The organism is Arthrobacter sp. Soil761, assembly GCF_001428325.1.
Lineage (GTDB): Bacteria > Actinomycetota > Actinomycetes > Actinomycetales > Micrococcaceae > Arthrobacter.
On record NZ_LMSF01000032.1, the window covers coordinates 109,286 to 133,081 of the forward strand.

The 23,796-nt window shown below is 65.8% G+C and carries 17 protein-coding genes; 6 read left to right on the plus strand and 11 right to left on the minus strand.

What is annotated here, in order from left to right; translation table 11 throughout:
• From ASG79_RS22020 to ASG79_RS22050, 7 genes are all read right to left on the minus strand, one after another.
• A complete protein-coding gene (locus ASG79_RS22020) occupies window positions 1-4,290 on the minus strand; it encodes a DUF4011 domain-containing protein (RefSeq protein WP_056394153.1) in 4,290 nt (1,429 codons plus the stop codon).
• A gap of 128 nt (window positions 4,291-4,418) precedes the next feature.
• Window positions 4,419-6,008, minus strand: coding sequence for a glutamine-hydrolyzing GMP synthase (gene guaA, locus ASG79_RS22025; protein ID WP_056394155.1), 1,590 nt, complete (start codon window positions 6,006-6,008; stop codon window positions 4,419-4,421).
• Between the two features lie 127 nt (window positions 6,009-6,135).
• Entirely contained in the window at window positions 6,136-6,645 is a 510-nt protein-coding gene (locus tag ASG79_RS22030) for a DUF3817 domain-containing protein (RefSeq protein ID WP_056394158.1), read from the minus strand.
• Window positions 6,642-7,532 (minus strand): SURF1 family protein, encoded by an 891-nt coding sequence (locus ASG79_RS22035; protein WP_056394160.1) that lies wholly within the window; start codon window positions 7,530-7,532, stop codon window positions 6,642-6,644. The genes ASG79_RS22030 and ASG79_RS22035 overlap by 4 nt, the downstream gene beginning before the upstream one ends.
• Before the next feature lie 97 nt (window positions 7,533-7,629).
• Entirely contained in the window at window positions 7,630-8,118 is a 489-nt protein-coding gene (locus ASG79_RS22040) for a PTS sugar transporter subunit IIA (protein WP_056394163.1), read from the minus strand.
• Window positions 8,119-8,158: 40 nt separating this feature from the next.
• On the minus strand, window positions 8,159-9,898 hold the full coding sequence (locus ASG79_RS22045) for a glycerol-3-phosphate dehydrogenase/oxidase (RefSeq protein ID WP_056394166.1): 1,740 nt from the start codon (window positions 9,896-9,898) through the stop codon (window positions 8,159-8,161).
• A 103-nt stretch (window positions 9,899-10,001) separates the two neighbouring features.
• Entirely contained in the window at window positions 10,002-11,138 is a 1,137-nt protein-coding gene (locus ASG79_RS22050) for a GuaB3 family IMP dehydrogenase-related protein (protein WP_056394169.1), read from the minus strand.
• 56 nt (window positions 11,139-11,194) lie between these two features.
• Between ASG79_RS22050 and ASG79_RS22055 the strand changes: the two genes are divergently transcribed.
• Window positions 11,195-11,800 (plus strand): hypothetical protein, encoded by a 606-nt coding sequence (locus tag ASG79_RS22055; protein ID WP_056394244.1) that lies wholly within the window; start codon window positions 11,195-11,197, stop codon window positions 11,798-11,800.
• Here the strand turns inward: ASG79_RS22055 and ASG79_RS22060 are convergent.
• Complete coding sequence (locus tag ASG79_RS22060; RefSeq protein ID WP_056394172.1) at window positions 11,797-13,656, minus strand: ABC transporter ATP-binding protein; 1,860 nt, start codon at window positions 13,654-13,656, stop codon at window positions 11,797-11,799. The two genes, ASG79_RS22055 and ASG79_RS22060, sit on opposite strands and share 4 nt — an antisense overlap.
• A gap of 280 nt (window positions 13,657-13,936) precedes the next feature.
• On the opposite strand from ASG79_RS22060, the gene ASG79_RS22065 reads away from it, so the two are divergent.
• A complete protein-coding gene (locus ASG79_RS22065; RefSeq protein WP_056394174.1) occupies window positions 13,937-16,645 on the plus strand; it encodes a GH32 C-terminal domain-containing protein in 2,709 nt (902 codons plus the stop codon).
• A 68-nt stretch (window positions 16,646-16,713) separates the two neighbouring features.
• Here ASG79_RS22065 and ASG79_RS22070 read toward each other — a convergent pair whose 3' ends face one another.
• Entirely contained in the window at window positions 16,714-17,007 is a 294-nt protein-coding gene (locus ASG79_RS22070; protein ID WP_018769217.1) for a putative quinol monooxygenase, read from the minus strand.
• A 28-nt stretch (window positions 17,008-17,035) separates the two neighbouring features.
• Complete coding sequence (locus ASG79_RS22075) at window positions 17,036-18,034, minus strand: LacI family DNA-binding transcriptional regulator (protein ID WP_056394177.1); 999 nt, start codon at window positions 18,032-18,034, stop codon at window positions 17,036-17,038.
• A gap of 164 nt (window positions 18,035-18,198) precedes the next feature.
• On the opposite strand from ASG79_RS22075, the gene ASG79_RS22080 reads away from it, so the two are divergent.
• The 4 genes from ASG79_RS22080 to ASG79_RS22095 all read left to right on the plus strand — a co-directional run bounded on the left by ASG79_RS22080 (window position 18,199) and on the right by ASG79_RS22095 (window position 22,216).
• On the plus strand, window positions 18,199-19,317 hold the full coding sequence (locus tag ASG79_RS22080) for a substrate-binding domain-containing protein (protein ID WP_018769215.1): 1,119 nt from the start codon (window positions 18,199-18,201) through the stop codon (window positions 19,315-19,317).
• 24 nt (window positions 19,318-19,341) lie between these two features.
• Complete coding sequence (locus ASG79_RS22085) at window positions 19,342-20,388, plus strand: ABC transporter permease (protein ID WP_018769214.1); 1,047 nt, start codon at window positions 19,342-19,344, stop codon at window positions 20,386-20,388.
• Window positions 20,385-21,179 (plus strand): ATP-binding cassette domain-containing protein, encoded by a 795-nt coding sequence (locus tag ASG79_RS22090; protein WP_056394180.1) that lies wholly within the window; start codon window positions 20,385-20,387, stop codon window positions 21,177-21,179. Before ASG79_RS22085 ends, ASG79_RS22090 begins: the two co-directional genes overlap by 4 nt.
• 101 nt (window positions 21,180-21,280) lie before the next feature.
• Window positions 21,281-22,216, plus strand: coding sequence for a carbohydrate kinase family protein (locus ASG79_RS22095; protein WP_056394183.1), 936 nt, complete (start codon window positions 21,281-21,283; stop codon window positions 22,214-22,216).
• A gap of 64 nt (window positions 22,217-22,280) precedes the next feature.
• Here the strand turns inward: ASG79_RS22095 and guaB are convergent, their stop codons facing one another.
• Window positions 22,281-23,792, minus strand: a complete 1,512-nt coding sequence (gene guaB, locus ASG79_RS22100; protein WP_018769211.1) for an IMP dehydrogenase — start codon at window positions 23,790-23,792, stop codon at window positions 22,281-22,283.
• Window positions 23,793-23,796 lie beyond the last annotated feature (4 nt).

A 23,796-nucleotide genomic window follows, 5' to 3' on the forward strand; every position in this document is an offset into this window, starting at 1 on the left:
TCAGCCCCAGTGCGGCGGTTTCTGTTCCTTCAACCAGGTATCGTGATCGTCCTCCCGGTCACCCCAGCTGCGGGCGTCGTCTTCCGCCGCCTTGCTCGGGAGGATCTCGTCGGTGCCCCCCGCTGCCGGCCGCGCCCCCGGAGAAGGCACCGGCGCTGCGGAATCCGCGGGAGCGGCACCGCGGTCAGTTCCGGCTGCGGCCCCGCTCCTGTTCAAGCCGCCGTTCTTATCCAGGTCGTCGTTCCTGTTCGAGCCGCCGTTCTTATCCAGGTCGTCGTTCCTGTTCAGGTCGTTCGTGTTCCGGGTGTTGTTCTCGTTCTGGCGCATGTCTTCCTCGGGCCTGTCTTTCCCAGGCCGGTCTTCTCTCGTCGTGGCACCCGCTTCCCTTGTCCCCTGGGCGCGCCGGCCTTGGCTGACAGCCTCGGAAGGCAGGTAGGAAACACCGGCAGCAGGCGCCCCATCAATTCCGTGAAGTGCGTGGTTGAAGTCATCGTCCAGGAATCCTGTGCTGGACGTGGTCCGGCCCGGAAGCACCATCTTCTCAAGTCCCAGGTAACCGGCGATGCGGTCCGCGCAGGACGAGGGGTCCGTGAAGACCTCGATGGTCCACAGGGGCATGTACCGCCATCCCAGGCGTTCCAGCAGTTGCGGCCGCAGCCTGCTGCGCTCACGCACGCTCATGGTGCGGTACTGGGCCGTGCCGTCGGATTCGATGGCCACGGGCCGCGGGAGGTCGGGGTCGTCCTGGCCCATGGTGTTCAGGGGATCCGCCGCGGCAACCACGTCGATGGCGCCGTCGTACTGGTGCCAGACCCTGGCGCCACGGGCCCGCAACCGGTCCCCCAGGTCCGCTACCAGCGGGTCCGCTCCCAGCGCCTGCTCGCTGGCCGCGGCACGGGACGCGGGAGTCCCGAGATCGGTGTTGCCGGAAATTTCCCGGTCCAGCAGAGTATAAAGATCCACCGCCCCGTGGGTGAGCCTGGTGTGGTCCAGGTCCTCCGGCCGGAAGCAGGTGAGCACGTGCATGGAACGGCGCGCCCGGGTCATGGCCAGGGCAAACTTCTCCCGGCCGCCCTCCGCGGAGAGCGGCCCGAAGTTGTGCAGGGCGCGGCCGTGCGGGGTCCGCCCAAATCCGGGCGAGAAAATGACGTGGTCGCGGACCAGGCCTTGGGCGCGTTCAAGGTCAACTACCCGGAAAGATTCCGGCCCGGCGCCGAAGAAGCCGGCCAGGCCCGGCTGGTTGGACAGCTGGAGCCTGATGGATTCACCAATCCTGGCGGCGTGCCGCAGGCTTGCGGTAACCACTGCCAGCGACGATCGCGGGCGCAGGCGGGCGTGTTCGAAGACGAGCTCCACCACGCGGTTGACCTCGGCCACCACGGACTCCACGCCTTCGTCGCCGGCACTGGGCAGGCCCGTGCCGTCCGGCAGGTATTCCACCAGCAGCGACCGGTCCAGCCCCGTGGCCGACTGGCCTTCCGGCAGCCGGCGCAGGCCGCCGTCGTAAAAGTTCTTGCTCAGCTGAAGGACCAGGTCCTCGTCCACCGCCCGGTACACCACGTTGAGCCGCCACACCGGAAGCACGGCAGACAATGCCGTGAAGGCACTTTCCACCCGGTGGTGGGCCGACTCGCCGGGCGCCAGCCGTTCCACCCCGACGGTGAAGGTCCGCGGCGTGGCAATGCGCGAGTCGCCAAAGGCAATCACCTGCCGTGCACGGGCGATTGCCGGCAGGACAGCCTGAAGCGAGGTGGCTTCCGCATCGAGGATTACGACGGCGTCGAAGTGCTGTTCCGCCGGAAGCAGGCCCGTCATCAGGTACGGGCTGACAGACCAGACGGGAACCAGGGTGCCGATCAGGTCCGGAGCCTGTGCGGTAAGGGCCGGCAGGGAGACCCGGCCGTCCTTGAGCAGGCTCCGCAGCAGGTCGGCCTGGCGGGGCTGGGCAGCGATGGCTGTGCGCCACCGTTCCGCCAGGTCCCACCGCAGTCGGGCGGCGCCGCTGGCAACGTGGGCGTTGTCCGCCAGCCGGTACTCTGCCTCAAGCTGGCGCAGCGCGTCGCCGTCGGACATGGCCAGGTAGTCGTCACCGCTGATCATTGCCTCAAGCGCGGACTGCCACCAGGCCAGCTCCAGCTCGGCGGCAACGGATCCCTCCGGGACTTCCCGCTCGGCGAGGTCGGCCAGAAGCTCGCCCAGGCCGTGTTCGCGCATGTTCTCGACCAGGAGGGTGCGCTCGGGCAGGGTCTTAAGCGTGTCGGTGTCCGCCACCAGGCGCTCCAGGCGTTCCATCAGCCGCGCGTAGGGAACGGTGGACAGCGAGCCGCCGCCTTCCGTGTGCCGCAGCGCCTCACCCAGCTGTGCCAGTTCGCCGTCCAGGGACCGGTACATGGCAATCATTTCGGCCAGGCCGGAAGGTACGGCGGGGTGCCGCTGCGTGGTGGCGTAGCCCGCCCACAGGGCGCGCTGCTCCTGCACCAGCACCAGGGATGAGTGCAGGTCTGCGATGTGGACGCCCGGGCGCACGTATTCCTTGGCGACCCGGCGCAGCCTTGAGCGCTGCATGGCAGTCAGCTCGATGCCGCGCTCACGCCGCCAGGCGGACGGCGCGGTGGCGGAAATTAGGTCCGTCACGGGCCGGTCAAAGATGTCCGGGGTGAACTTGTCCAGGCTTCCGCGGACGGCGACCAGCAGTTCCAGCTGCTCGCCCCACTCGGCGAATGATTCGCCCAGGCGGATTTCGGCGTGCTCCGCAACGGCGTCCATGCGGTCGCGGAGGAGGGGAAGGCTCTTGGCGACGGAGCGGACCAGGTCCTGGGCTTCCTCCGTCTCCTTGCGGGTCAGCAGCCGGGCCCCGTGCCAGGGGCTGGTGGTGGCCGCCTTACTGAAGCTGCCCAGTTCCGCCGCGCGCCTGAGCCTGCCGGCCAGCTCCTCGCGGTCCCGGATACTGTCCAGGACGCTGCGCTTGAGCCGGACGGTGGTGGCCGGCGCGGGGTGGATGGAGGTGAGCTCCGCGAGTGACTGCATGGCCTGGTAGGGCGAGCAGCCCCAACGCTCGCGGACGTTGTGGAGCGACGCCACGTGGTCCATGAGGGCGTGCCGGTGTTCCACCAGGGTGTTGTGGAGGTTCCCGAGCTGGGGTTCCAGTGACTTTTCGTTGCGCACGATCGCCCGGAGCAGCTGGCCCTTCAGCTGCTGCGCCGTGACGTTTCCGGAGAGCTGGAACAGGATGGACTCCAGCCCCAGCGACTCCAGATGCCCGGAGACCTCGTTGAGGCTGGCGCGGCGGTCGCCCACCACCAGGATAGTCTTGCCGGCGTCCACCAGGGCACCGATGGTGTTGATGGCCGTCTGGGTCTGCCCGGTGCCGGGCGGACTGCTGACCACCAGGGAGTCTCCGGCGCGCGCCGCGTCCACGACGTACTGCTGGTCAGTGTCCGCATCCAGCAGCAGCAGCTCGTCCTTGGGGTGCCTGTTGTCCAGGTGGGGGAAGCGGGAGGGGTCGGGTTCCTCCACGTCCACCACTTCGCCGCCGGCAGCAGTAGCCAGCGCGGACACAATGGGATGGGAGTCGTTGATCCAGGGATCGTCGAGGTTGCCGGAGAGGTCGGCGAACGTGGAAACGAGCAGGTTGTGCTGGGTTTCCGCGCCGTGGATGGGCCGGATCAGGGTGGCCAGCCGGTCCAGGACAGGCTGGGGGTCGAACCGGGCGGTGCTGTAGGCGAGGCGGGTCACGGCGTTGACGTCAAAGACGATCCCGTGGATGTTCTTCAGGTGCCGCACCAGGGCCGGGTTGATGTGCGCCTGCTCGGTGAGCTGCAGTTCGAAGTCGTCCTCCCCCGGCCGTACCGTGAGGGAGATGGCGGTCAGCATGACCGGAGCGGACACCCGCTGGGGTTTGCCGCCGACGGCTGACGTCCACACCACAGTGCCCGCGGACAGGTAGCCGGCATCGATGCCGCGGTCGTTGGCAAGCTCGAAGATCTTGGACCGGATGTTGCGCGAAGCGCGGGCCGCCACCACATACTGCTGCCGGTCACGGATCAGGGTGGACAGGCGTGTGCGGCGCCCGGCCATGAGCTGGGCGAGCCCGGAGGGGTGTGCCGACGTAAGGTCGATGGAGCCTTCGGGTGTCTTGGTGAAGCGCAGCATCGTGTCCGCGCCGGTAACGGGTTTAAGCCCGGACAGCCATTTGCGAAGCTCTTCCGAGCCTTCCGGGTGGCCTTGACCAACTGACACTTCTGCCTTCTTTTCTGCGCTTGCACGTGACGTCCTGGACCATACCGGCATAGATTCGAGAGTAGCCGCTTCGGCGCCGGACTTGAGCGACCGCAACACTGGAGCACGGGAAATTGCCGGGATTCATCCGGGAAAAGCAGCGGCCGGCCCCCGCTGGCGGAGGCCGGCCACTTAGGATGCTATTCCCATTCGATGGTTCCCGGCGGCTTGCTGGTGACGTCCAGGACCACCCGGTTAACGCCGTCCACCTCGTTGGTGATCCGGCCGGAGATCCGGGCCAGGAGATCGTAGGGCAGCCGCGACCAGTCGGCTGTCATGGCGTCCTCGGAGGAGACGGGGCGAAGCACGATGGGGTGGCCGTAGGTACGGCCGTCGCCCATGACGCCCACGCTGCGGACGTCCGCCAGCAGGACGACGGGCATCTGCCAGACCTCGTTGTCCAGGCCGGCTGCCGTGAGTTCGGCGCGTGCAATGGCGTCTGCCTTGCGCAGCAGGTCCAGCCGCTCCTTGGTCACTTCGCCGACAATCCGGATGCCCAGGCCGGGGCCGGGGAACGGTTGGCGGCCAACGATTTCCTGCGGCAGCCCCAGCTGGGCACCCACTGCGCGGACCTCGTCCTTGAACAGGGCGCGCAGCGGCTCAACGAGCTCGAACTGCAGGTCCTCGGGGAGGCCGCCCACGTTGTGGTGGCTCTTGATGTTCGCGGCACCTTCGCCGCCGCCGGATTCGACGACGTCCGGGTACAGGGTGCCCTGGACCAGGAACTTGATCTTCTCGCCGTGGGCAGCGGCCTCGGCGATGATGGCCAGTTCGGCTTCCTCAAAGGCGCGGATGAACTCGCGGCCGATGATCTTGCGCTTGGTTTCCGGATCGCTGACGCCTGCCAGGGCCGAGAGGAAGCGTTCCTGTTCGTTGGCGACGTACAGCTTCACGCCGGTGGCGGCCACGAAGTCGCGCTCCACCTGCTCCGCTTCGCCTTCACGCAGGAGTCCGTGGTCCACGAACACGCAGGTGAGCTGGTCGCCTACGGCACGCTGGACCAGGGCTGCCGCCACTGCGGAGTCCACGCCGCCGGAGAGGCCGCAGATGACCCGTGCATCCCCCACCTGCTGGCGGATGCGTTCCACCTGCTCTTCCAGGATGTTGCCGGTGGTCCAGTTGGGCTCGAGCTTGGCGCAGTTGAACAGGAAGTTCTCCAGCACCTGCTGGCCGTAGGCGGAGTGCTTGACCTCCGGGTGCCACTGCACGCCGAAGAGACCCTTTTCCTCGTTGGCGAAGGCAGCTACCTCCGCGCCCGCCGTCGTCGCCAGGACTTCGAAGCCTTCCGGCGCCTGGTGGACGGAGTCGCCGTGGCTCATCCAGGTCTTCTGGTGCTGGGGCATGCCCTCAAGCACCGAGCGGCTGTCACCGAGGATGGTGGTTTCGGTGGATCCGTACTCCCGCAGGCCGGTCTTGTCCACCTTGCCGCCCAGGGCGTTGGCCATGGCCTGGAAGCCGTAGCAGATGCCAAAGACGGGGACGCCGGCTTCGAAGAGGTCGGCACCCACGCTCGGGGCGCCGTCGGCATAGACGCTGGAAGGTCCGCCGGACAGGATGATGGCGGCGGGATTCTTGGCCAGGAGCTGCTCGGTGGTGTAGGTATGCGGAACCACTTCCGAATACACATTCGCTTCCCGGACGCGGCGGGCAATCAGCTGCGCGTACTGGGCACCGTAATCAACAACCAGCACCGGCTTCTGGGAAGTTTGGGATGCAGTGGGAGTAGTCACCGTAATAGCCTACTTGGCGCCGTTGCACCGGCGCACCTTGAGACGCCGTGCTGTGACGGAGCAGACGTACGACGGCGGGCGGCCGCCGCGAGGGGCCAGGCACCTCAGCGGCCGGCAGCCCGGAGGGCTAGTACCGCTGCGGAGCCTGCGGGTTGGCAGCGAGTTCGGCCTCCGCCTCGGCGTGGAACTTCTTCTCGACGATGAAGGACAGGAACGGCACCACGCCGCCAAGGGCCAGCAGGACCAGCTTCAGGAAGGGCCAGCGCATCAGGGACCACAAGCGGAAGTTGGAGATCAGGTAGACGACGTACATCCAGCCGTGCACGATCAGGACCGTAACAGAGACGTTCACGCCGTTCAGTACTCCCGGCGGCTCGGCGTCCGCGAACCCGAAACCGAACGGCTGGCCGGTCACGGCGTTGGTGCCGCCGGCGAACAGGTACTGCCCGAAGCCGTACCGGGCCACGAGTTCAGCGCACAGCAGGAGCAGCATGGTGCCGGTGAGGTAGGCCATGACCCTATAGAACTTCAGGGCCGACCGGATCTGGGCCTCGGTGCCGCCGAAGCGGCGCTTCCTGCCGGACGTCTTGCCGCCGGGAGCCTGCGGGGACGGGGTGGCCGGTTTCGGATCAATCATGGCTGTACCTTCTGCTGGGACTGGTCAGGCTGCTGGTGCTGGTCAGGCTGGTGCGGGGGAAGCTGGTGCGGTTCGTGCGGTTCGTCCTGCTCGGAACCTTCGGCGTCATCGAGGGCCTCCTCGAGGTCCCGGTGGTAGTCGTCCTTGACCAGCCGCCACCAGATGAAGAGGGCAAAGCCGGCGAAGACGACCCACTCGATGGAGTAGAAGAGGTTGAGCCAGTTGATGTGCTGTGCCGGCGGCTGGGGGCCGATGTCCAGCGGCAAGAGGTTGCCGGGTACGGCCGCGGCACTCACGTCCTGGCCGCCCACCACCTCTGCGGTGGCCGACACGAAGCCCGGGTAGCTGCTCACGTCCCAGTAGTTGATGAGCTCCGCCACGGACACAGCCGAGGCCTCCCCCGGCTTCGGCGCTTTCCCGGCCACCGGCGCCTCGGACGGCAGCAGGCGTCCGGTCAGTTCAACAAGGCCCGACGGCGGTGCTGCCGCGTCCTGCGGTTCCGCCACCCACCCGCGTGCCACGGGGATCCAGGTCTGCGGTGTTGCGGCGGCTCCGGTCAGGGTGGGGGCGCCGTTCACGGCGAAGGCCGAGACCACCCAGTAGCCGCTCTTTCCGTCATGGAGCCGGCCGGGAACCAGGACCTGTTTGTCCGCACTGTACGTTCCCTGCGCAGTGACCATCTGGTCCGCGACGCTGCCGTGGAAGAACTCGCCAGGCTGGAGCGTGCTTGTCAGCGGCTGGACCTGTTCGGTGGCCGGATTAACGGGCACTTCGGGTTGGGTGGAGCGGCCGAACTGCCATTGGCTCAACAGCACGAAGACCCCGGAGAGCGCGATCGCGAAGACAAAGCCTGCGATCCATCGGGGCTTGAGGGCTGTTTTCCACACGTCTTAACCGTACTTCGTACTCTTGTAGAACAACTAAACGCCGGGGACGCCCGGACCTGGAAAGGGCGGACACGCGGGCCTGGTGGTCCGGGCGGACCTAGTGGTCGAAGAACACCAGGCTGGAGTTGATGAGTTCGGCGATCACTTCGGCGTCGTAGGCGCGCCGCAGCGATTCGCGGAAGGATTCCTTGGAAAGCGACCGTGCCAGGGTGGCCAGCACTTCCAGGTGGTCCGAAAAGGAACTGGCGGGGGTGGCAATCAGCAGGATCACCGTGGCCGGACCGTCGGCGGCGCCGAAGTCCAGGGCATGGCCGTACTTGGCGATCCCCACCGCGATCGAGGTCTGGGAGACGAACTCGCTGCGCGCATGCGGCAGCCCGATGCCGCCCGGGAGCCCCGTGGCAAGCTGGTGCTCGCGGGCATTGACGTTCTTCAGGAACCCGTCAAGATCCGAGATCCGCCCGGCTGCGTGCAGCCGTTCCGCCAACTGGGTGGTGGCGTCGGTCTTGTCCTTCGCTTCCATTTCCAGGATCACCATGTCGGCAGTGGTGAGGTGGGCGTCATACGGGTCCAGTGGTTCCGCCAAGGCGTATCCCTTCTGTCAGCAGTGCAGGGCGAACGGCCCCTCAGCGCAAGGGCACGATGTTTTCCGCGCCCAGGCGGGCGGCGTCTGCGGATTCGTCGTCCGGCTGTTGCTGGCTGAGGCGTTCGGCTTCCACGCGGGCAATGTAGTGGCGGACCTCGTTTTCACGCTGCGCGTCACTCCAGCCAAGGACGTCACCCATCAGTTTAGCGACAACAGGGGCAGCGGACACGCCGCGGTCCCAGGCCTCGATGGAAATGCGCGTCCGCCGGGTCAGGACGTCCTGCACGTGGCGGGCCCCTTCATGGGTTGCGGCATAGACCGCCTCCGCCTGCAGGTAGTCATCCGCTCCCGGGATGGGCTCGGCAAGTTCCTTGTTCTGCTCGATGATGGCCAGCACCTCGGGCGTCATGGAGCCGTACCGGTTGAGCAGGTGCTCGATCCGTGCCACATGGACCCCGGATTCCTCCGCGGTGCGGTTCCGCCGGTTCCAGGCCGCACGGAAGCCGCTGGCGCCCAGCAGCGGGATGGTTTCCGTGCAGCTCGGCGGGACCCGTTCGTCCATGGTGCGGGTGGCCTCGTCCACCGCATCCTTGGCCATGACCCGGTAGGTGGTCCACTTGCCGCCGGCCACCACCACCAGGCCGGGGACAGGGTGTGCCACAACGTGCTCGCGGGACAGCTTGGCGGTTGAATCGTTTTCACCGGCAAGCAGCGGCCGGAGTCCGGCATAGACCCCTTCAACGTCCTCCCTGGTCAGCGGGCGCTTGAGCACCTGGTTGACGTGCTCCAGGACGTAGTCGATGTCCTTGCTTGAGGCCGCGGGGTGGGCCTTGTCCAGGTGCCAGTCGGTGTCCGTGGTGCCGATGATCCAGTGCCGTCCCCACGGGATGACAAAGAGCACCGACTTTTCCGTGCGCAGGATCAGGCCCACGGTGGATTGGAAGCGGTCGCGGGGAACCACCAGGTGGATGCCCTTGGAGGCACGGACCTTCAACTGGCCCCGGTCGGTCACCATGGCCTGGGTTTCGTCCGTCCAGACTCCGGTGGCGTTGATGACCTGCTTGGCCCGGATGCTGAATTGCGTCCCGTCCTCATGGTTCTCCACCTTGGCTCCGACCACCCGCTCGCCCTCGCGCAGGAAGTCCACCACCGCCATCTGGTTCACGGCGTGGGCGCCGTAGTACGCAGCGGTACGCACCAGGTTTGCCACGTATTTGGCGTCGTCCACCTGTCCGTCGTAGTACCGGATGGATCCCACGAAGGCATCATTCTTCAGGCTGGGGGCGGCGCGCAGGGTGCCGCGCTTGCTCAGGTGCTTGTGGAACGGCACGCCGCGGCTGTGTCCGCTGGAGATGGACATGAGGTCATAGAGCGCGATGCCGGCGCCCACGTAAGGCCGCTCGACAAACGGCTTGGTGAGCGGATACAGGAAGGGCACCGGGCGGGCAAGGTGCGGGGCGATTTCGGAGAGCAGCAGCCCGCGTTCCTGCAGGGCCTCCTTGACCAGGGCGAAGTCGAGCATCTCCAGGTACCGCAGGCCGCCGTGGATGAGTTTCGAAGACCGTGACGACGTGCCGGCAGCCCAGTCGCTTGCCTCGACGATGCCAACGCTCAGCCCCCGGGTCACGGCGTCCAAAGCGGCTCCCGCTCCGACGATGCCGCCACCGACGATCAGGATGTCCAGTTCCCGGCCGGGTTCGGACGTGGCGCGCAACCGCTGGATGGATGCTTCCCTGGCTTCGGGGCCAAGGGCTCCGCCGTTTGCAGGAACACTCTTCATTGAACGCCTCCAGTGCCTCTAGTGCCGGTTGTAAACCCACACTACTTGCTGGCGGCGTGCTTTGGGCAGGGTGGGCGGCGCCCACCCTGCCCCGTCCAACGCGTCAGTTCCCTGCGTAGGGCGATACGACGACGTCGACCCGCTGGAATTCCTTGAGGTCCGAATAACCGGTGGTCGCCATGGAGCGGCGCAGCGCACCAATGAGGTTGGACGTGCCGTTGGTGTGGTGGCCGGGCCCGAAGAGGACTTCCTCCAGCGGACCCACGGTGCCGACGTTGGCGCGGTCACCGCGCGGCAGTTCCAGGTGGTGCGCCTCCTGGCCCCAGTGCCAGCCCTTGCCGGGTGCCTCTTCGGCGCGCGCCAGCGCGCTGCCCAGCATGACGGCGTCGGCGCCCATGGCGATGGCCTTGACGATGTCACCCGAGGTGCCCATGCCGCCGTCGGCAATGACGTGCACGTAGCGGCCGCCGGACTCGTCCATGTAGTCCCGGCGGGCGGCCGCGACGTCGGAAATGGCTGACGCCATGGGCGAGTGGATGCCCAGGGCGCGCCGCGTGGTGGTGGTTGCGCCGCCCCCGAAGCCCACCAGCACACCAGCCGCGCCGGTCCGCATGAGGTGCAGCGCCGGGGTGTAGCCGGCCGCCCCGCCCACGATGACGGGGACGTCGAGTTCGTAGATGAACTGCTTCAGGTTCAGCGGTCCGTGGTTCTTGGAGACATGCTCGGCGGAGACGGTAGTGCCCCGGATGACGAAGATGTCGACGCCTGCGGCCACGACCGTCTTGTAGTGCTCCTGGGTGCGCTGCGGGGTGAGCGATCCGGCCACGGTGACGCCGGCCTCGCGGATCTCGGCCAGGCGGGACGTGATGAGTTCCGGCTGGATGGGCGCCCGGTACAGCTCCTGCATCCTGCCAGTGACGGCTGGGCTGTTGGTTTCGTCCTGGAGCGCAGCGATTTCATCCAGAACAGACTGCGGATCCTCGTACCGGGTCCAGAGTCCCTCAAGGTCAAGGACGCCCAGGCCGCCCAGCTTGCCCAGCGCGATGGCCGTTGCCGGTGACATGGCGGAGTCCATCGGGGCCGCGATCACCGGCATGTCGAACTGGTAGGCGTCGATCTGCCAGGAGACGGAAACGTCCTTGGGGTCGCGGGTGCGACGGTTGGGGACGATTGCAATGTCATCCAGGGAGTAGGCACGACGCCCACGCTTGCCACGGCCGATCTCGATCTCATAAGTCACTGCTCTAGGTTATCCCAGCAGCCCCGTTGATCCCGGCCGGTGGCTACAGTGGCTTGATGGGCAGACGCTGGATCTTCGACGGGCACATCGCCGGCATTGGCACCACATCCGGACTGCGCGCGGTGGTTGGCATGTGGCAGGAGTCCCCTTTCGGGACCTTCTCGGACGTCATGGTGCAGGAGCCCTCAGGTCACCGCCTGCTGCTTGCGCCGTCCGCCGACGTTGCCGGCTTCATAGCGTCGACCTACAGCTTTGATGAGGTGCGCATGGTGGACGTTGCTGCCGGACTGTCCGTCGGCGGGTTGGCGGTCGACGCCGGGCCGCTGGCAATCCAGGCAGTCACCGGGGCGAGGACCTACCTCGGTTCCGCGCTGAAGGCGGTTCCCAGGCGACTTGCAGTCCATCCACGCTGGCTCTCCGCAGTCAGTCCGCTGGCCGCCCTGGCAGCCCGCGGTGCCCGCACCTACGGCACGGCGGGCAGCGGCAGGGCAGAGTTTTACGGGGTGACGGACCTGCACCACGTGACCTCCGCCGTCGTTTCATGGGAAGGCGCCGACGCCGGCGCGCTGGCCCCCATCCGGCCCGCCGTGACCTTCGGTTTCAGCAGCGTCCCGCCCAGGCCCAGTGTCGCGAGGGTGCGCACCACCATAGTGGAGGCCTAGTTTGCTGTAGGTTCCTCTACCGTCAGCTGGGATTCGAACATCCTGAAGTACCTGCCGCGCAGGGCCACCAGTTCCTTGTGCGTGCCCTGCTCCACGATTTCGCCGTCCTCCAGCATGTACACGATGTCGGCTTTCTCGATGGTGGCAAGCCGGTGGCTGATGGCGATGATGGTGCTGCTGCGGTCCGCGAAGAGCCGGGTGAAGATGCGGTGTTCGGCCAGGGCATCAATGGCGGAGGTGGGCTCGTCCATCACCATGAAGGACGCGTCCCGGTAGAAGTTCCTGGCCATGGCAAGACGCTGCCACTGGCCGCCGGAAAGGCCGCTGCCCTTCCGGCCGCGCGGGTCCTCCATCCAGTTGCTGACGTGGTTGTCCAGGCCGTTGGGCAGCTTATTGATGAAGTCGAGCGCCTCGGCATCCGCGGCCGCCTTGCGGATGCGGTCATCGTCCCGCGGCGAGTCAACGTCGCCGAAGTAGATGTTCTCCGCCGCGGTGGCAAACTCGTATTTCAGGAACTCCTGGCTCAGCACCGCCAGGTGGCGGTGCCAAGAGGTGACGTCGACGGCGGCGAGGTCCACGCCGTCGAGCAGCACCTGGCCGGAGTCCGGACGGTAAAGGCCGGCCAGGATGCGGATCAGCGTGGACTTGCCGGCACCGTTCTCCCCCACGATGGCAATGTGCTGGCCTTGGCGGATGGTCAGGCTGATGCCCCTGATCACTTCGATGTCACTGCCGGTGTACGTGAAGCGGATGTCCTTCAGCTCGACTTCCTTCGGCGCTGCCAGCAACGGCGGCGCGTGCTCCGAGTGAACCGGCATTGCCATGAACAACTCGTAGTCCTTCAGGTTGGCGAGGTCTTCATCAATGGAGCTCAAGGAGGACACCAGGTTGTTCGCGGTGGACAGGGCGCGGCTGACGATCTGCTGCACATAGAGGAACTGGCCCACGGGCTGGGCACGGGCAATGATCTGACCCACCACCCAGATCAGCGACACCACCTCCGCACCGTACTGGAGTGCATCGGCGGCCAGCTGCTTGGGGATGTAGCGCCGCTGGTAGTCAAGGCGCCGCCGCTCGTCTGCGTCCCGGAGCCGGGAGCGTAGGTCCATGAGGAAACCGACAATGCCATACAGCCGCATCTCGGCAATGTGCTGCGGCCGGAGGAGGTTGGTTTCAATCATCCGGCGTTGGCGGCGTGAGTCCACCTGCGTGTTCCAGTGCGCAATCTGTTCCCTGGACAGCTTGAACTGCAGGTACACGCTGGGCACGATCGCCACCAGGACGATCACGGCGATCCACCAGCTGACCAACAGCAGGGCGCCGATGGCCAGGATGACCGAGATGAGCTGCGTAAAGATAGCGGCAATGCGGTCCAGGACCCTTGCATAGGAGTCGGAGAACCGTTTGGCGCGGTCGTAGAGGTCCACGGTTTCTTTGTCGTCATAGCGCCAGAATTCGAGGGCGAGGAAACGCTGATACATCTGGTCGCCCACAATGGCGCCCACCTTGAAGCTCATCAACTGCTGGATGTACCGGTCAACGCTGTTGAAGGCGCCCCAGAAGAGTCCCAGCGCCGCGGTGACAATGACGTAGACGATCGCAACGCGTCCGGCTCCGGCGTCGCCCGCGTAGGCTGCGGCCAGCGCGGTGGTGGTGAGGGACGCAAAGTAGGTGGTGACCAGGGGAAGAACGGCCGAGATCAGCGAGCCGAGCACCTTCATGATCACCGCGCCCGGGGATGCACGGAAACTGACCCGCAAGACCTGGGCCACGGCGCGGGCGTAAGGCCGTATGGCAAGCCGCCGGTGGGGTTCGCTCTTCGGGCTCAGTTCCGCCGGATGGCGTGATGGGGGCATACCTCAAGCCTAGGGCGCGCACCGAAAGTTTGCGGTAGCCCGGAAGGGCGTTCGGCGCAGCCAACAACCGTTGCCGCAGGCCGGCTGGGGCTGGTTCTGCAGGTCCGTTCCCACCTCTTGCCCGCTGTCATGACAACGGTGTCTAGCGCCGTGCCGGTCAGACGGGCTCGAAAGCAGCCAGGTCCTTGCCGATGCCCGGCCGCCGGAGTTCGTTGACTTGTCTCGTGGACTTAACCTACGCTCCGTCACGTATTGACATCGTTGTCTAACTGAACGCGCGATGAAGGGCGACCTCAAAATGCACAGAAAACAAAAGGGAAGCACGCGGCTCCTTTCGGCCCTGACGCTGACGGGTTTGATATTGACCGGAGCGTTGGCCGGCGCTGGACCTGCGATTGCAGGGAAGTCGGACGGGAATCCTCCCCCCGGGCCCACCACGGGCAGCACTTTGGGCCAGGAAACCTACAGGCCGGCGTACCATTTCTCGCCGGCCAAGAACTGGATGAACGATCCCAACGGAATGGTCTACCACAAGGGGATCTACCATCTTTTCTTCCAGCACAACCCGTCCGGAAACACCTGGGGCAACATGTCCTGGGGACATGCCACCTCCACTGACCTCGTTCATTGGCAGGAGCAGCCGCTCGCCATTTCCACGGATACCCAGGAGGACGTGTTCTCGGGCAGCGTTGTGGTGGACAAGAACAATACATCCGGTCTGGGGACTACGGAGAACCCGCCGCTGATTGCGATTTACACCAGTGCCTACAAAGACGCCTCGCCGCACCGCGGGCTCCAGGCCCAGTCGCTGGCCTACAGCCTTGATGACGGACAAACCTGGACCAAATACAGTGCGGACCCGGTCCTGAACCGGAACTCCGCCAACTTCCGGGACCCAAAGGTGTTTTGGTACAGCACTGCCGAAGGCGGCTACTGGGTGATGGCGGCCGTTGAGGCCCTGGACCACAAAGTACTGCTTTACAAGTCAACCAACCTCAAGGACTGGACGGCCCTGAGCGAATTCGGGCCCGCCAATGCCACGGGCGGACTGTGGGAATGCCCCGACCTCTTCCCGCTGGCCGTTGACGGAGACCCGAACAACGTCAAATGGGTCATGGTGGTCAATATCAATCCCGGCGGGGTGGCTGGCGGCTCGGCGGGTCAGTACTTCGTGGGCAGCTTCGATGGCGTCACGTTTACCTCGGAGACCACGAAACCCAGCGATGCGCTACCCTCCGGAACCCCCGTGGCGGGATTCAACGACGGCACATACAACGGGTGGGCCGTGAGCAATGAACCCGGCAACTGGAAGAACGGACCCTTCACTGACGCTCCGGCAGCCGGAACCCTGCCGGGCCAAAACCTCGTTGGCGGGTTCGTAGGCGCGGGCTTGGTAAATTCCTTCAACGACGGCGACTGGCCCCTGGGGTCCATGTCCTCGCCTGGCTTTACCGTAGACAGCGACTACATCAACTTCCTGGTGGGTGGAGGCCAGCATCCGCGGGCCTCCGACAAGCTGGACAATACGCCGCCGCCGGGAGACCTGCTGTTCAATGGCTTCGAGGTCCCGGACGGCACTACCCTCGCCGAAGCCGGCTGGACCGGCACGGGCGACCTCGCGCCGTCGTATCAGCCCGCCACGGCGGGAGGCGACTACTACATCGGCGCTAAACGCATCAACACCTTCGAAACAGGCGCGGCCCCGGGTGACGACCGGCAAGGCAGCCTGACCTCCCCCGAGTTCACGCTCTCCCGGAACTTTGTGAGCATGCTGGTGGGCGGCGGGCACCGTTCCCCGGAGTCCGGGCAAGTACTGGAGGCCCAGTTGCTGGTGGACGGGAACGTGGTGCGCACCCTGGCCGGGGACGACGCCGGCGCGCTCAACTGGAAGGGCTGGGATGTCTCCGAATTCGCGGGCAAGCAGGCCCGGCTTCGAGTCGTTGACCAGGCGACCGGCGGCTGGGGGCACCTCACCGCTGACCATGTCATGCTGACCGACCAGGCTGCGGTGCCGCGCTCGGACGAAACCACCGTGAACCTGGTGGTGGATGGCAAAGTGGTGCGCACAGCTACCGGTGCGAACAGTGAGGTGCTGGACTGGGCGTCGTGGAACGTGGCGGAATTCCGCGGCCGCCAAGCGCAGATCAGGGTCGTGGACAACAACCGGTTCGGCTGGGGACACATCCTGGCCGACGAGTTCACCGCTTCCCCGCAGCCGGCCCGGCCGCGCCTCAACAGTTATGACTGGCTGGACTATGGCCGCGACTACTATGCCTCGGTTTCCTTCGGCAACATGCCCGAAGATAAGCGGGTCATGCTCGGCTGGATGAACAACTGGGACTACGCCAACAGCATTCCCACTTTCCCATGGCGCAGCGCGATGTCGCTGCCCCGCGAGATCGGCCTGACGCAAACGCCGGACGGCCCGCGGCTGACGCAGCAGGCAGTGAAGCAGGTGGACGGGCTGGCCTCTGCACCCAGTTACCGGAATACCGCAGGCGGGACCATCACTCCCGGAACGCATGCCCTGCCTTCCGCGGCGTCGGGGGATGTGCAGCGGATCGATGTGACCTTCGCTCCCGGCACTGCGGCCAAGTCCGGGATCACCCTATTCGGAAACGGATCATCGTCCACAGCCGTCGGTTACGACGCCGCCACAAAAGAGGTCTATGTCGATCGCGCGAATTCGGGCAATGTCGGCTTCCATCCGCTGTTTGCCTCGGTCGATTCGGCACCGGTCAGCGTGGATGCCCAGGGAAATGTGACCCTCCGGATCTACGTGGACAGGTCCTCGGTGGAAGTCTTCGCCCAAGGCGGACTGCGGACAATCACCGATCAGGTCTTCCCTGCGGACGGAGCCAAGGAGGTAGCGCTGTTCGCCGAAGGCGGCGTTGCGCAGTTGAAGTCGCTCACCGTCACACCGATGAAACAGGCCATGTTCCTGGCGTCCCTCAAGGCGGTCAACGCCGGAGGGAAGGCCCGGGGCTGAGAAAGCAGGCTTCAGCATGCCCAGCCGGCGGCATCCGGTGGCCGGGCATGCTGAAGCCCCCGGCGAAACTATTCCACCGGCTGCAGCCAGGTCAGGACCGACCCGTCCTCTTCGATGTGCCGCGCCAGCTCGGCATTGAATGTGGCTCCGTATTCGGCGGTGATGTGCTCCTGGAAAGCGTCGTCGTCCCGGTACACCTCGAATACGAAGTACTCACGCGGGTTGGACTCCCGGGTATACGGAAGGAAATGTTCGTTGCCCGGCTCGCGGCGCACGCGCTCCGTCAGTTCCCGCATCATCTCCGCGACGCGTCCTTCGCTTCCGGGCTTGACGGTGAATTCTGCATACAGTGTTTTGGTCATGGGCTTGCTTCTTTCTGTTGTGGGTGGGTCAGTTCGACGGCGGCAGCTCGCCCGAGCCGCGCACGATCAGTTCCGAGGGGACAACATAAGCCTGGGGAGCGCTGTCGTCGCCGTCCATGCGGGCGAGCAACCGCTCAGCGGCGAGCTTCCCGATCCGGTCAGGATGCTGTGCGATGACGGTGATGCCCGGGTCCATCATGTCGGCGAGCGTGAAGTCGTCGAAGCCCACCAACGCCACCCGGTGGCTGGCTCCCCGTTCACGCAGTGCCCTCATGACGCCGAACGTCACGAGGTTCTGGCTGGAGAAGATGGCAGTAGGCGGGTTGTCGGACGCAAGGAGTTCGTGGGCAGCGAGCCGCGCTGATTCTTCGTCGTGCAGGCCATCGCGAACCGGAACAGAACCGGTGGCAACGCCCGCCCGGCCGAGTTCCTCCATGAAGCCCCTGCGGCGATCGCGGGCAGTCTGGATATCAGGGCGGTCACCCAGGTAGGCAAGTTTGGTATGGCCGTGCTTGAGGAGATGGGCTGCAGCCCGCGCAGAGCCGGCAGCGTTGTCGGTTACCACAGCGTCGGCCTCGATCCCCACCGGCTCGCGGTCGATGAAGACGAGGGGCAGGTCCCGGGAGTGCTCGGGGATGACGTAGGCCTGGCTCCTGGCAATGGGTGTCAGGACCATGCCATCCACCCTGCGCCCGAGGAACGCTCCCACCAGGGCCTTCTCCCGCTCGGGGTCGTCGTCGAGGCTTGCAGCGAACACGGCGATTCCGCGCTCGCCGAGGGCGTCTTCCAGTGCGCGGTGGATTTCGCTGCTGAAAGGGTTGGCAACGCTGGGCAGCAGCAACCCAATGGACAAGGTCTTTCGGCCGGCGCGACGCAGGCTCCCCGCCGCCATGTCCAATTGGTAGTGCAACTGCTGGGAAGCTCCCAGGACACGCTGGCGCGTGGCCTCCGAAACGCCGGGCTCGTCATTCATCACCCGGGAAACAGTCTTGATCCCAACGCCAGCCAAGGCGGCCACATGGCGCATGGTAGGTCGGTTCGTGCTGACCTCGGACTGGTAACGATTAGACATCGTTGTCAATACCTCGCTCTTCATCATCGATTCACACTTGACTCTACCCTGTGACATTGATTACATGAGCGATGACATCGTTGTCAGGCACGCTAAGTGCCCTGAGACCAGGAGATTCAATGTTGAGTTCCAAAACCCCGCGGCACACTGTTACTCGTTCCCTCGCCATCGGCGCAGTCCTGACCCTGGGCGCCCTCAGCCTCTCGGCCTGCGGGGGCAACTCTTCCGCAACAGGCTCCACCGACGGTACTTCCTCGGAGAAAATCGGTGTCTCACTGATCGTGAAGACCACGTCGAACCCGTTCTTCGTCTCCATGCAGGAGGGTGCGAAGAAGGCGGCTGCTACGGACGGCGTCGACCTCAAGCTCGCGGCAGGAAAGGCCGACGGCGACGAAGACACCCAGATCCAGGCAATCGAAAACGCCATCTCCAAGGGCGACAAAGGCATCCTCATCACGCCCAACGGCCCGTCCGTCGTCGACGCCCTGAAGAAGGCGAAGGACGCCGGGCTGTTCGTCATCGCACTGGACACCCCGCCGGACCCGGCCGATGCCGCCGACATCACCTTCGCAACCGACAACTTCGCCGCCGGCGAGCTGATCGGCAAGTGGACCGCGGCGCAGCTGGGCGGCAAGAAGGCCACCATCGCGCTGATCGACCTCTTCGACGACAAGGTTGTCTCGGTTGACTACAACCGCGACCAGGGCTTCCTGACCGGCCTGGGCGTTGACACCGCCGACAAGAAGAAGAACGGCGACGAAGCCAAGACCGGAAAGTACACCGGCGGCAAGGGCGGCGAGTACGAGATCGTGGGCAACCAGGCTTCGCAGGGCGCCGAGGACGGTGGCCGAACCGCCATGGAAACGCTGCTCTCCAAGAATCCGAACATCAACGTCGTCTACACCATCAACGAACCGGCCGCAGCGGGCGCCTTTGAAGCCCTGAAGTCTGCAGGTAAGGAAAAGGACGTGCTGGTGGTCTCCGTTGATGGCGGTTGCGCGGGCGTGAACAACGTCAAGTCCGGCATCATCGGTGCGACCGCGCAGCAGTACCCGGTCAAGATGGCCGAACTGGGCGTCAAGGCAATCGTCGACCTCGCCAAGACCGGCAAGAAGCCCGAAAACTCTGCCGGCCTGGACTTCTTCAACACCGGCGTCGAACTGGTCACCGACAAGGCGGCTGACGGCGTCAAGAGCATCACGACCACGGACGCCACCCAGATCTGCTGGGGCAAGTAAGCCGGAACTGTGACAGGAGCAACGATGACCCAGCAACAAACCGCAGGCCCGCCGGTTACCGGGCCCACCGACCTGGCCGAGGAATTCCTCGACCGCCAAACTCCCCTTAGCCGCATCCGCAATGTGCTGCACCGCTACCCGGCACTGAGCCCGGCCATCGTCCTGATTGTGGCGGTGGTGGTGTTCGGCCTGCTCAATGACCGCTTCCTGCGGTTCGAGAACCTGTCCCTGATCACCCAGCAGGTGTCCGTCGTCGGAACCCTGGCCATCGCCCAGACCCTCATCATCCTCACCGCCGGAATCGACCTTTCCGTGGGCGCCGTGATGATCCTGGCCTCCATGGTGGTGGCGCAGTTGGCTGTGAACAACGGCATGCCAGGACCCATCGCACTGGTGGCGGGGCTCGTCGTCGGACTTGCCGCTGGGGCTGTCAACGGCTTCCTGGTGACCAGGTTCCGGCTCCCTCCGTTCATCGTGACGCTGGGAACCCTGAACATCTTCATCGCCCTGACCCTGCTCTACTCGGGCGGCTCCACGGTCCGTGGCTCGAGCATGCCGGGGCTCCTGACCTGGATGGGCAGCACGTTCCCCGTTGGGCCCGTTCGCATCTCCACCGGCGTGGTCATGATGCTCCTGCTCTATGTGGCGGTCGCCTTCATCCTGGGCAAGACGGCGTGGGGGCGGCACGTGTACGCAGTCGGCGATGACAAGGAAGCCGCCCGCCTGGCCGGTATCCCCGTCAACCGCGTCCTGATGAGCGTCTACCTCGCGGCCGGCGCGGTGCTGGCGATCGGAGCGTGGATCCAGATCGGGCGTACCAACGCAGCAAGCCCCAACGCCGGGGTGGACCTGAACCTGGACTCCATTACCGCCGTCGTGATTGGCGGGACCAGCCTCTTCGGCGGCCGCGGCTCCGTCTGGGGATCCCTCCTCGGTGCGCTGATCGTGGGCGTTTTCCGCAACGGGCTTTCCCTGGCCGGGCTGGACGTGCTGTTCCAAACCCTCGCCGTCGGCGTCCTCATCATCATCGCTGTGTCGATCGACCAGTGGATCCGAAAGGTGAAGTCATGACCTCCACCGGGATTGAATCCCCCAAGACCGAAACCCGGCAGCCGATCCTCCAGGCGCGGAACCTCGTCAAGACCTTCGGCAAGGTGGTTGGCCTTGACGGTGTCAGCCTTGAGCTGTATCCGGGCGAAGTGCTGGCCATCATCGGCGACAACGGCGCCGGCAAGTCCACCCTCATCAAGTGCCTCACCGGGGCCGAGGTTCCGGACTCGGGCGAGCTCCTGGTTTCCGGCCAGCCGGTGCACTTCAAGCGTCCGCAGGATGCCCGCGCGCATGGAATCGAAACGGTCTACCAGAACCTGGCGGTTTCGCCGGCCCTGGACGTGGCGTCGAACCTGTTCCTGGGCCGGGAGGAACGGGTGGCCGGACCGCTCGGGTCCATCTTCAGGGTCCTGGACACCAAGGGGATGCGCCGTAAGGCGAAGGAGGAGCTCAACCGCCTCGGAATTTCAACCCTTCAGGATGTCACCGTCCCAGTGGAGAACCTCTCCGGCGGACAGCGCCAGGCCGTGGCTGTGGCAAGGGCAGCAGCGTTCGGTTCCAAGGTGGTGGTGCTCGACGAGCCCACCGCGGCACTGGGCGTTCGGGAGTCGAACCAGGTCCTCCAGCTGGTCCGGGATCTGCGGGACCGCGGCCTTCCAGTCATCCTGATCAGCCACAACATGCCGCACGTGTTTGACGTTGCCGACAGGATCCACATCCAGCGTCTCGGCAAATGCGCCGCCACGATCACTCCGAAGTCGCACAGCATGACCGACGCGGTGGCCATCATGACCGGCGCCGCCACGGCCTGATCCGCGTTCGACCGCTTTCCTTCACTCCCCTTCCTGTTCGCGGACCTGCTCGCCTGCCCCGGGCGGCAGGTCCGCGCCCGTCTTCACGAAAGTTTGCTCCCATGCCCTACACCAGTGGCTCCGGCACCAGCGCCTCCACTCCCGATGTCATCGTGGTTGGCGAAGCACTCGTCGACGTCGTCCACACCTCCGAAGGAACGGCGGAGCACCCCGGCGGTTCCCCGGCCAACGTCGCCTACGGTCTGGCACGGTTGGGCGTGCGAACCAGCCTCCTGACCTCAATAGGCGACGACGAACGCGGCGCCCTGATCGAGCGCCACCTGGGCAGCGCCGGAGTTGCGCTGCTGCCAGGGTCGAAATCACCGGGCCGCACGGCTTCCGCCACCGCCACGCTAAGCGCTGACGGGTCCGCCAGCTACGAATTCGACGTTTCCTGGGAGCTGCCGCCGGTGCACCCCGCCACCTTTCCCAAGGTGCTCCACACCGGCTCGATCGCCAGCTTCCTGGCGCCCGGAGCCGGTTCCGTCAAGAGCCTCCTGGAACGGGCGCACCGTGAATGCCTGGTTTCCTACGATCCCAATATCCGCCCCGCACTCTTGGGCAGCCACGCGGAAGCCCTCGCTGTTTTCGAAGACCTGGCCCCCTTAGCGGACGTGCTGAAGCTTAGCGACGAGGATGCCCGGTGGCTCTACCCGGGGGTGACGTTCGAGGACGCCGCGGCGCGGATCCTGGAACTTGGTGCGGGCCTGGCTGTGGTCACCATGGGTTCAGCCGGCTCGCTGCTGGCAACACCCGCCACACGGGTGCACATTCCGTCCGTCCAAACGGTAGTGGCAGACACCATCGGAGCCGGTGATTCCTATATGGCGGCCCTGATCTACGGCCTGCTCTGCCGGAGCACCGATGGCTTGGCGCCGTCCGTCCTGGAAACCCTGGGCAGGATGGCATCCAAGGCTGCCGCGATTACGGTCAGCCGCCCGGGCGCCAATCCGCCCACCCTTGAGGAGCTGACGTCGGAACTGCAGCCGGCGGTATAGGGGCTTAAATGCGGAAGGAGGCGGGGAATTCCCCACCTCCTTCTGCAGCATTAAGCCACCGGGATCAGCGCGAACCGTAGTTCGGCGCCTCCACGGTCATCTGGATGTCATGCGGGTGCGATTCCTTGAGTCCGGCAGACGTGATGCGGACAAACTTGCCGCGGGCCTTCAGCTCCGGGATGGTCGGTGCCCCGGTGTAGAACATGGTCTGGCGCAGGCCCCCCACCAACTGGTACGCCACCGAGGACAGCGGCCCGCGGTAGGCAACGCGGCCTTCGATGCCTTCGGGGATCAGCTTGTCGTCGCCGGACACGTCCGCCTGGAAGTAGCGGTCCTTGGAGTAGGACGTGTTCTTGCCGCGGGACTGCATGGCGCCCAGGGAGCCCATACCGCGGTAGGACTTGAACTGCTTGCCGTTGACGAAGATCAGCTCGCCCGGGGACTCGTCACAGCCCGCCAGCAGCGATCCCAGCATGACGGTGTCGGCTCCGGCCACCAATGCCTTGCCGATGTCGCCCGAGTACTGCAGGCCGCCGTCGGCGATCAGCGGCACGCCGGCCGGCATGGCAGCCTTGGCGGATTCGTAGATGGCGGTAATCTGCGGGACGCCCACGCCGGCCACCACGCGGGTGGTGCAGATGGAGCCCGGACCAACACCCACCTTGATGCCGTCCGCGCCGGCGTCGATCAGTGCCTGGGCGCCTTCGCGGGTGGCAGCCTGGCCGCCGATGATGTCCACGTGGGCGGCCACGGGGTCGGACTTGAGCCGGCGGATCATGTCCAGCACACCCTGGGAGTGGCCGTTGGCGGTGTCCACGAACAGGGCATCGACGCCTGCGTCCACCAGGGCCATGGCCCGCTCCCAGCCGTCACCGAAGAAGCCGATGGCAGCACCCACGCGGAGCCGGCCCTCGTCGTCCTTGGTGGCCAGCGGGTACTGCTCGGCTTTGGTGAAGTCCTTGGTGGTGATGAGGCCCTTGAGCCGGCCCTGCTCGTCCACCAGCGGGAGCTTTTCGATCTTGTTGGTTGCGAGCTTGTGCGAGGCTTCCTCGCGGCTGATTCCCACGTGTCCGGTGACCAGGGGCATCTTGGTCATGACGTCGCTGACCAGCCGCAGCGGGAAATCGGACTCGGGGACAAAGCGGGTGTCGCGGTTGGTGACGATGCCCAGCAGGCGGTTGTCCTCGTCCACCACGGGCAGGCCGGAGACGCGGTAGTGGGCGCAAAGGTCATCAAGTTCCCGCAGCGTGGCCTCGGGACGGATGGTGAGCGGGTTGGTGATCATCCCTGACTCGCTCCGCTTGACCCGGTCCACCTGGTCAGCCTGGTCGGCGATGGACAGGTTGCGGTGCACCACGCCCAGGCCACCCTGGCGGGCCATCGCGATGGCCATGCGGGATTCCGTCACGGTGTCCATTGCGGCGGAGAGCAGAGGGGTCTGCACCGTGATCCGCTTGGAGATCCGCGAGGAGGTGTCTGCTTCGGACGGGATCACGTCGGTGTGGCCCGGCAGGAGCAGGACGTCATCGTAGGTCAGGCCGATGAAGCCAAAGGGGTTGTGTTCGGGCTCGGTCATGAGT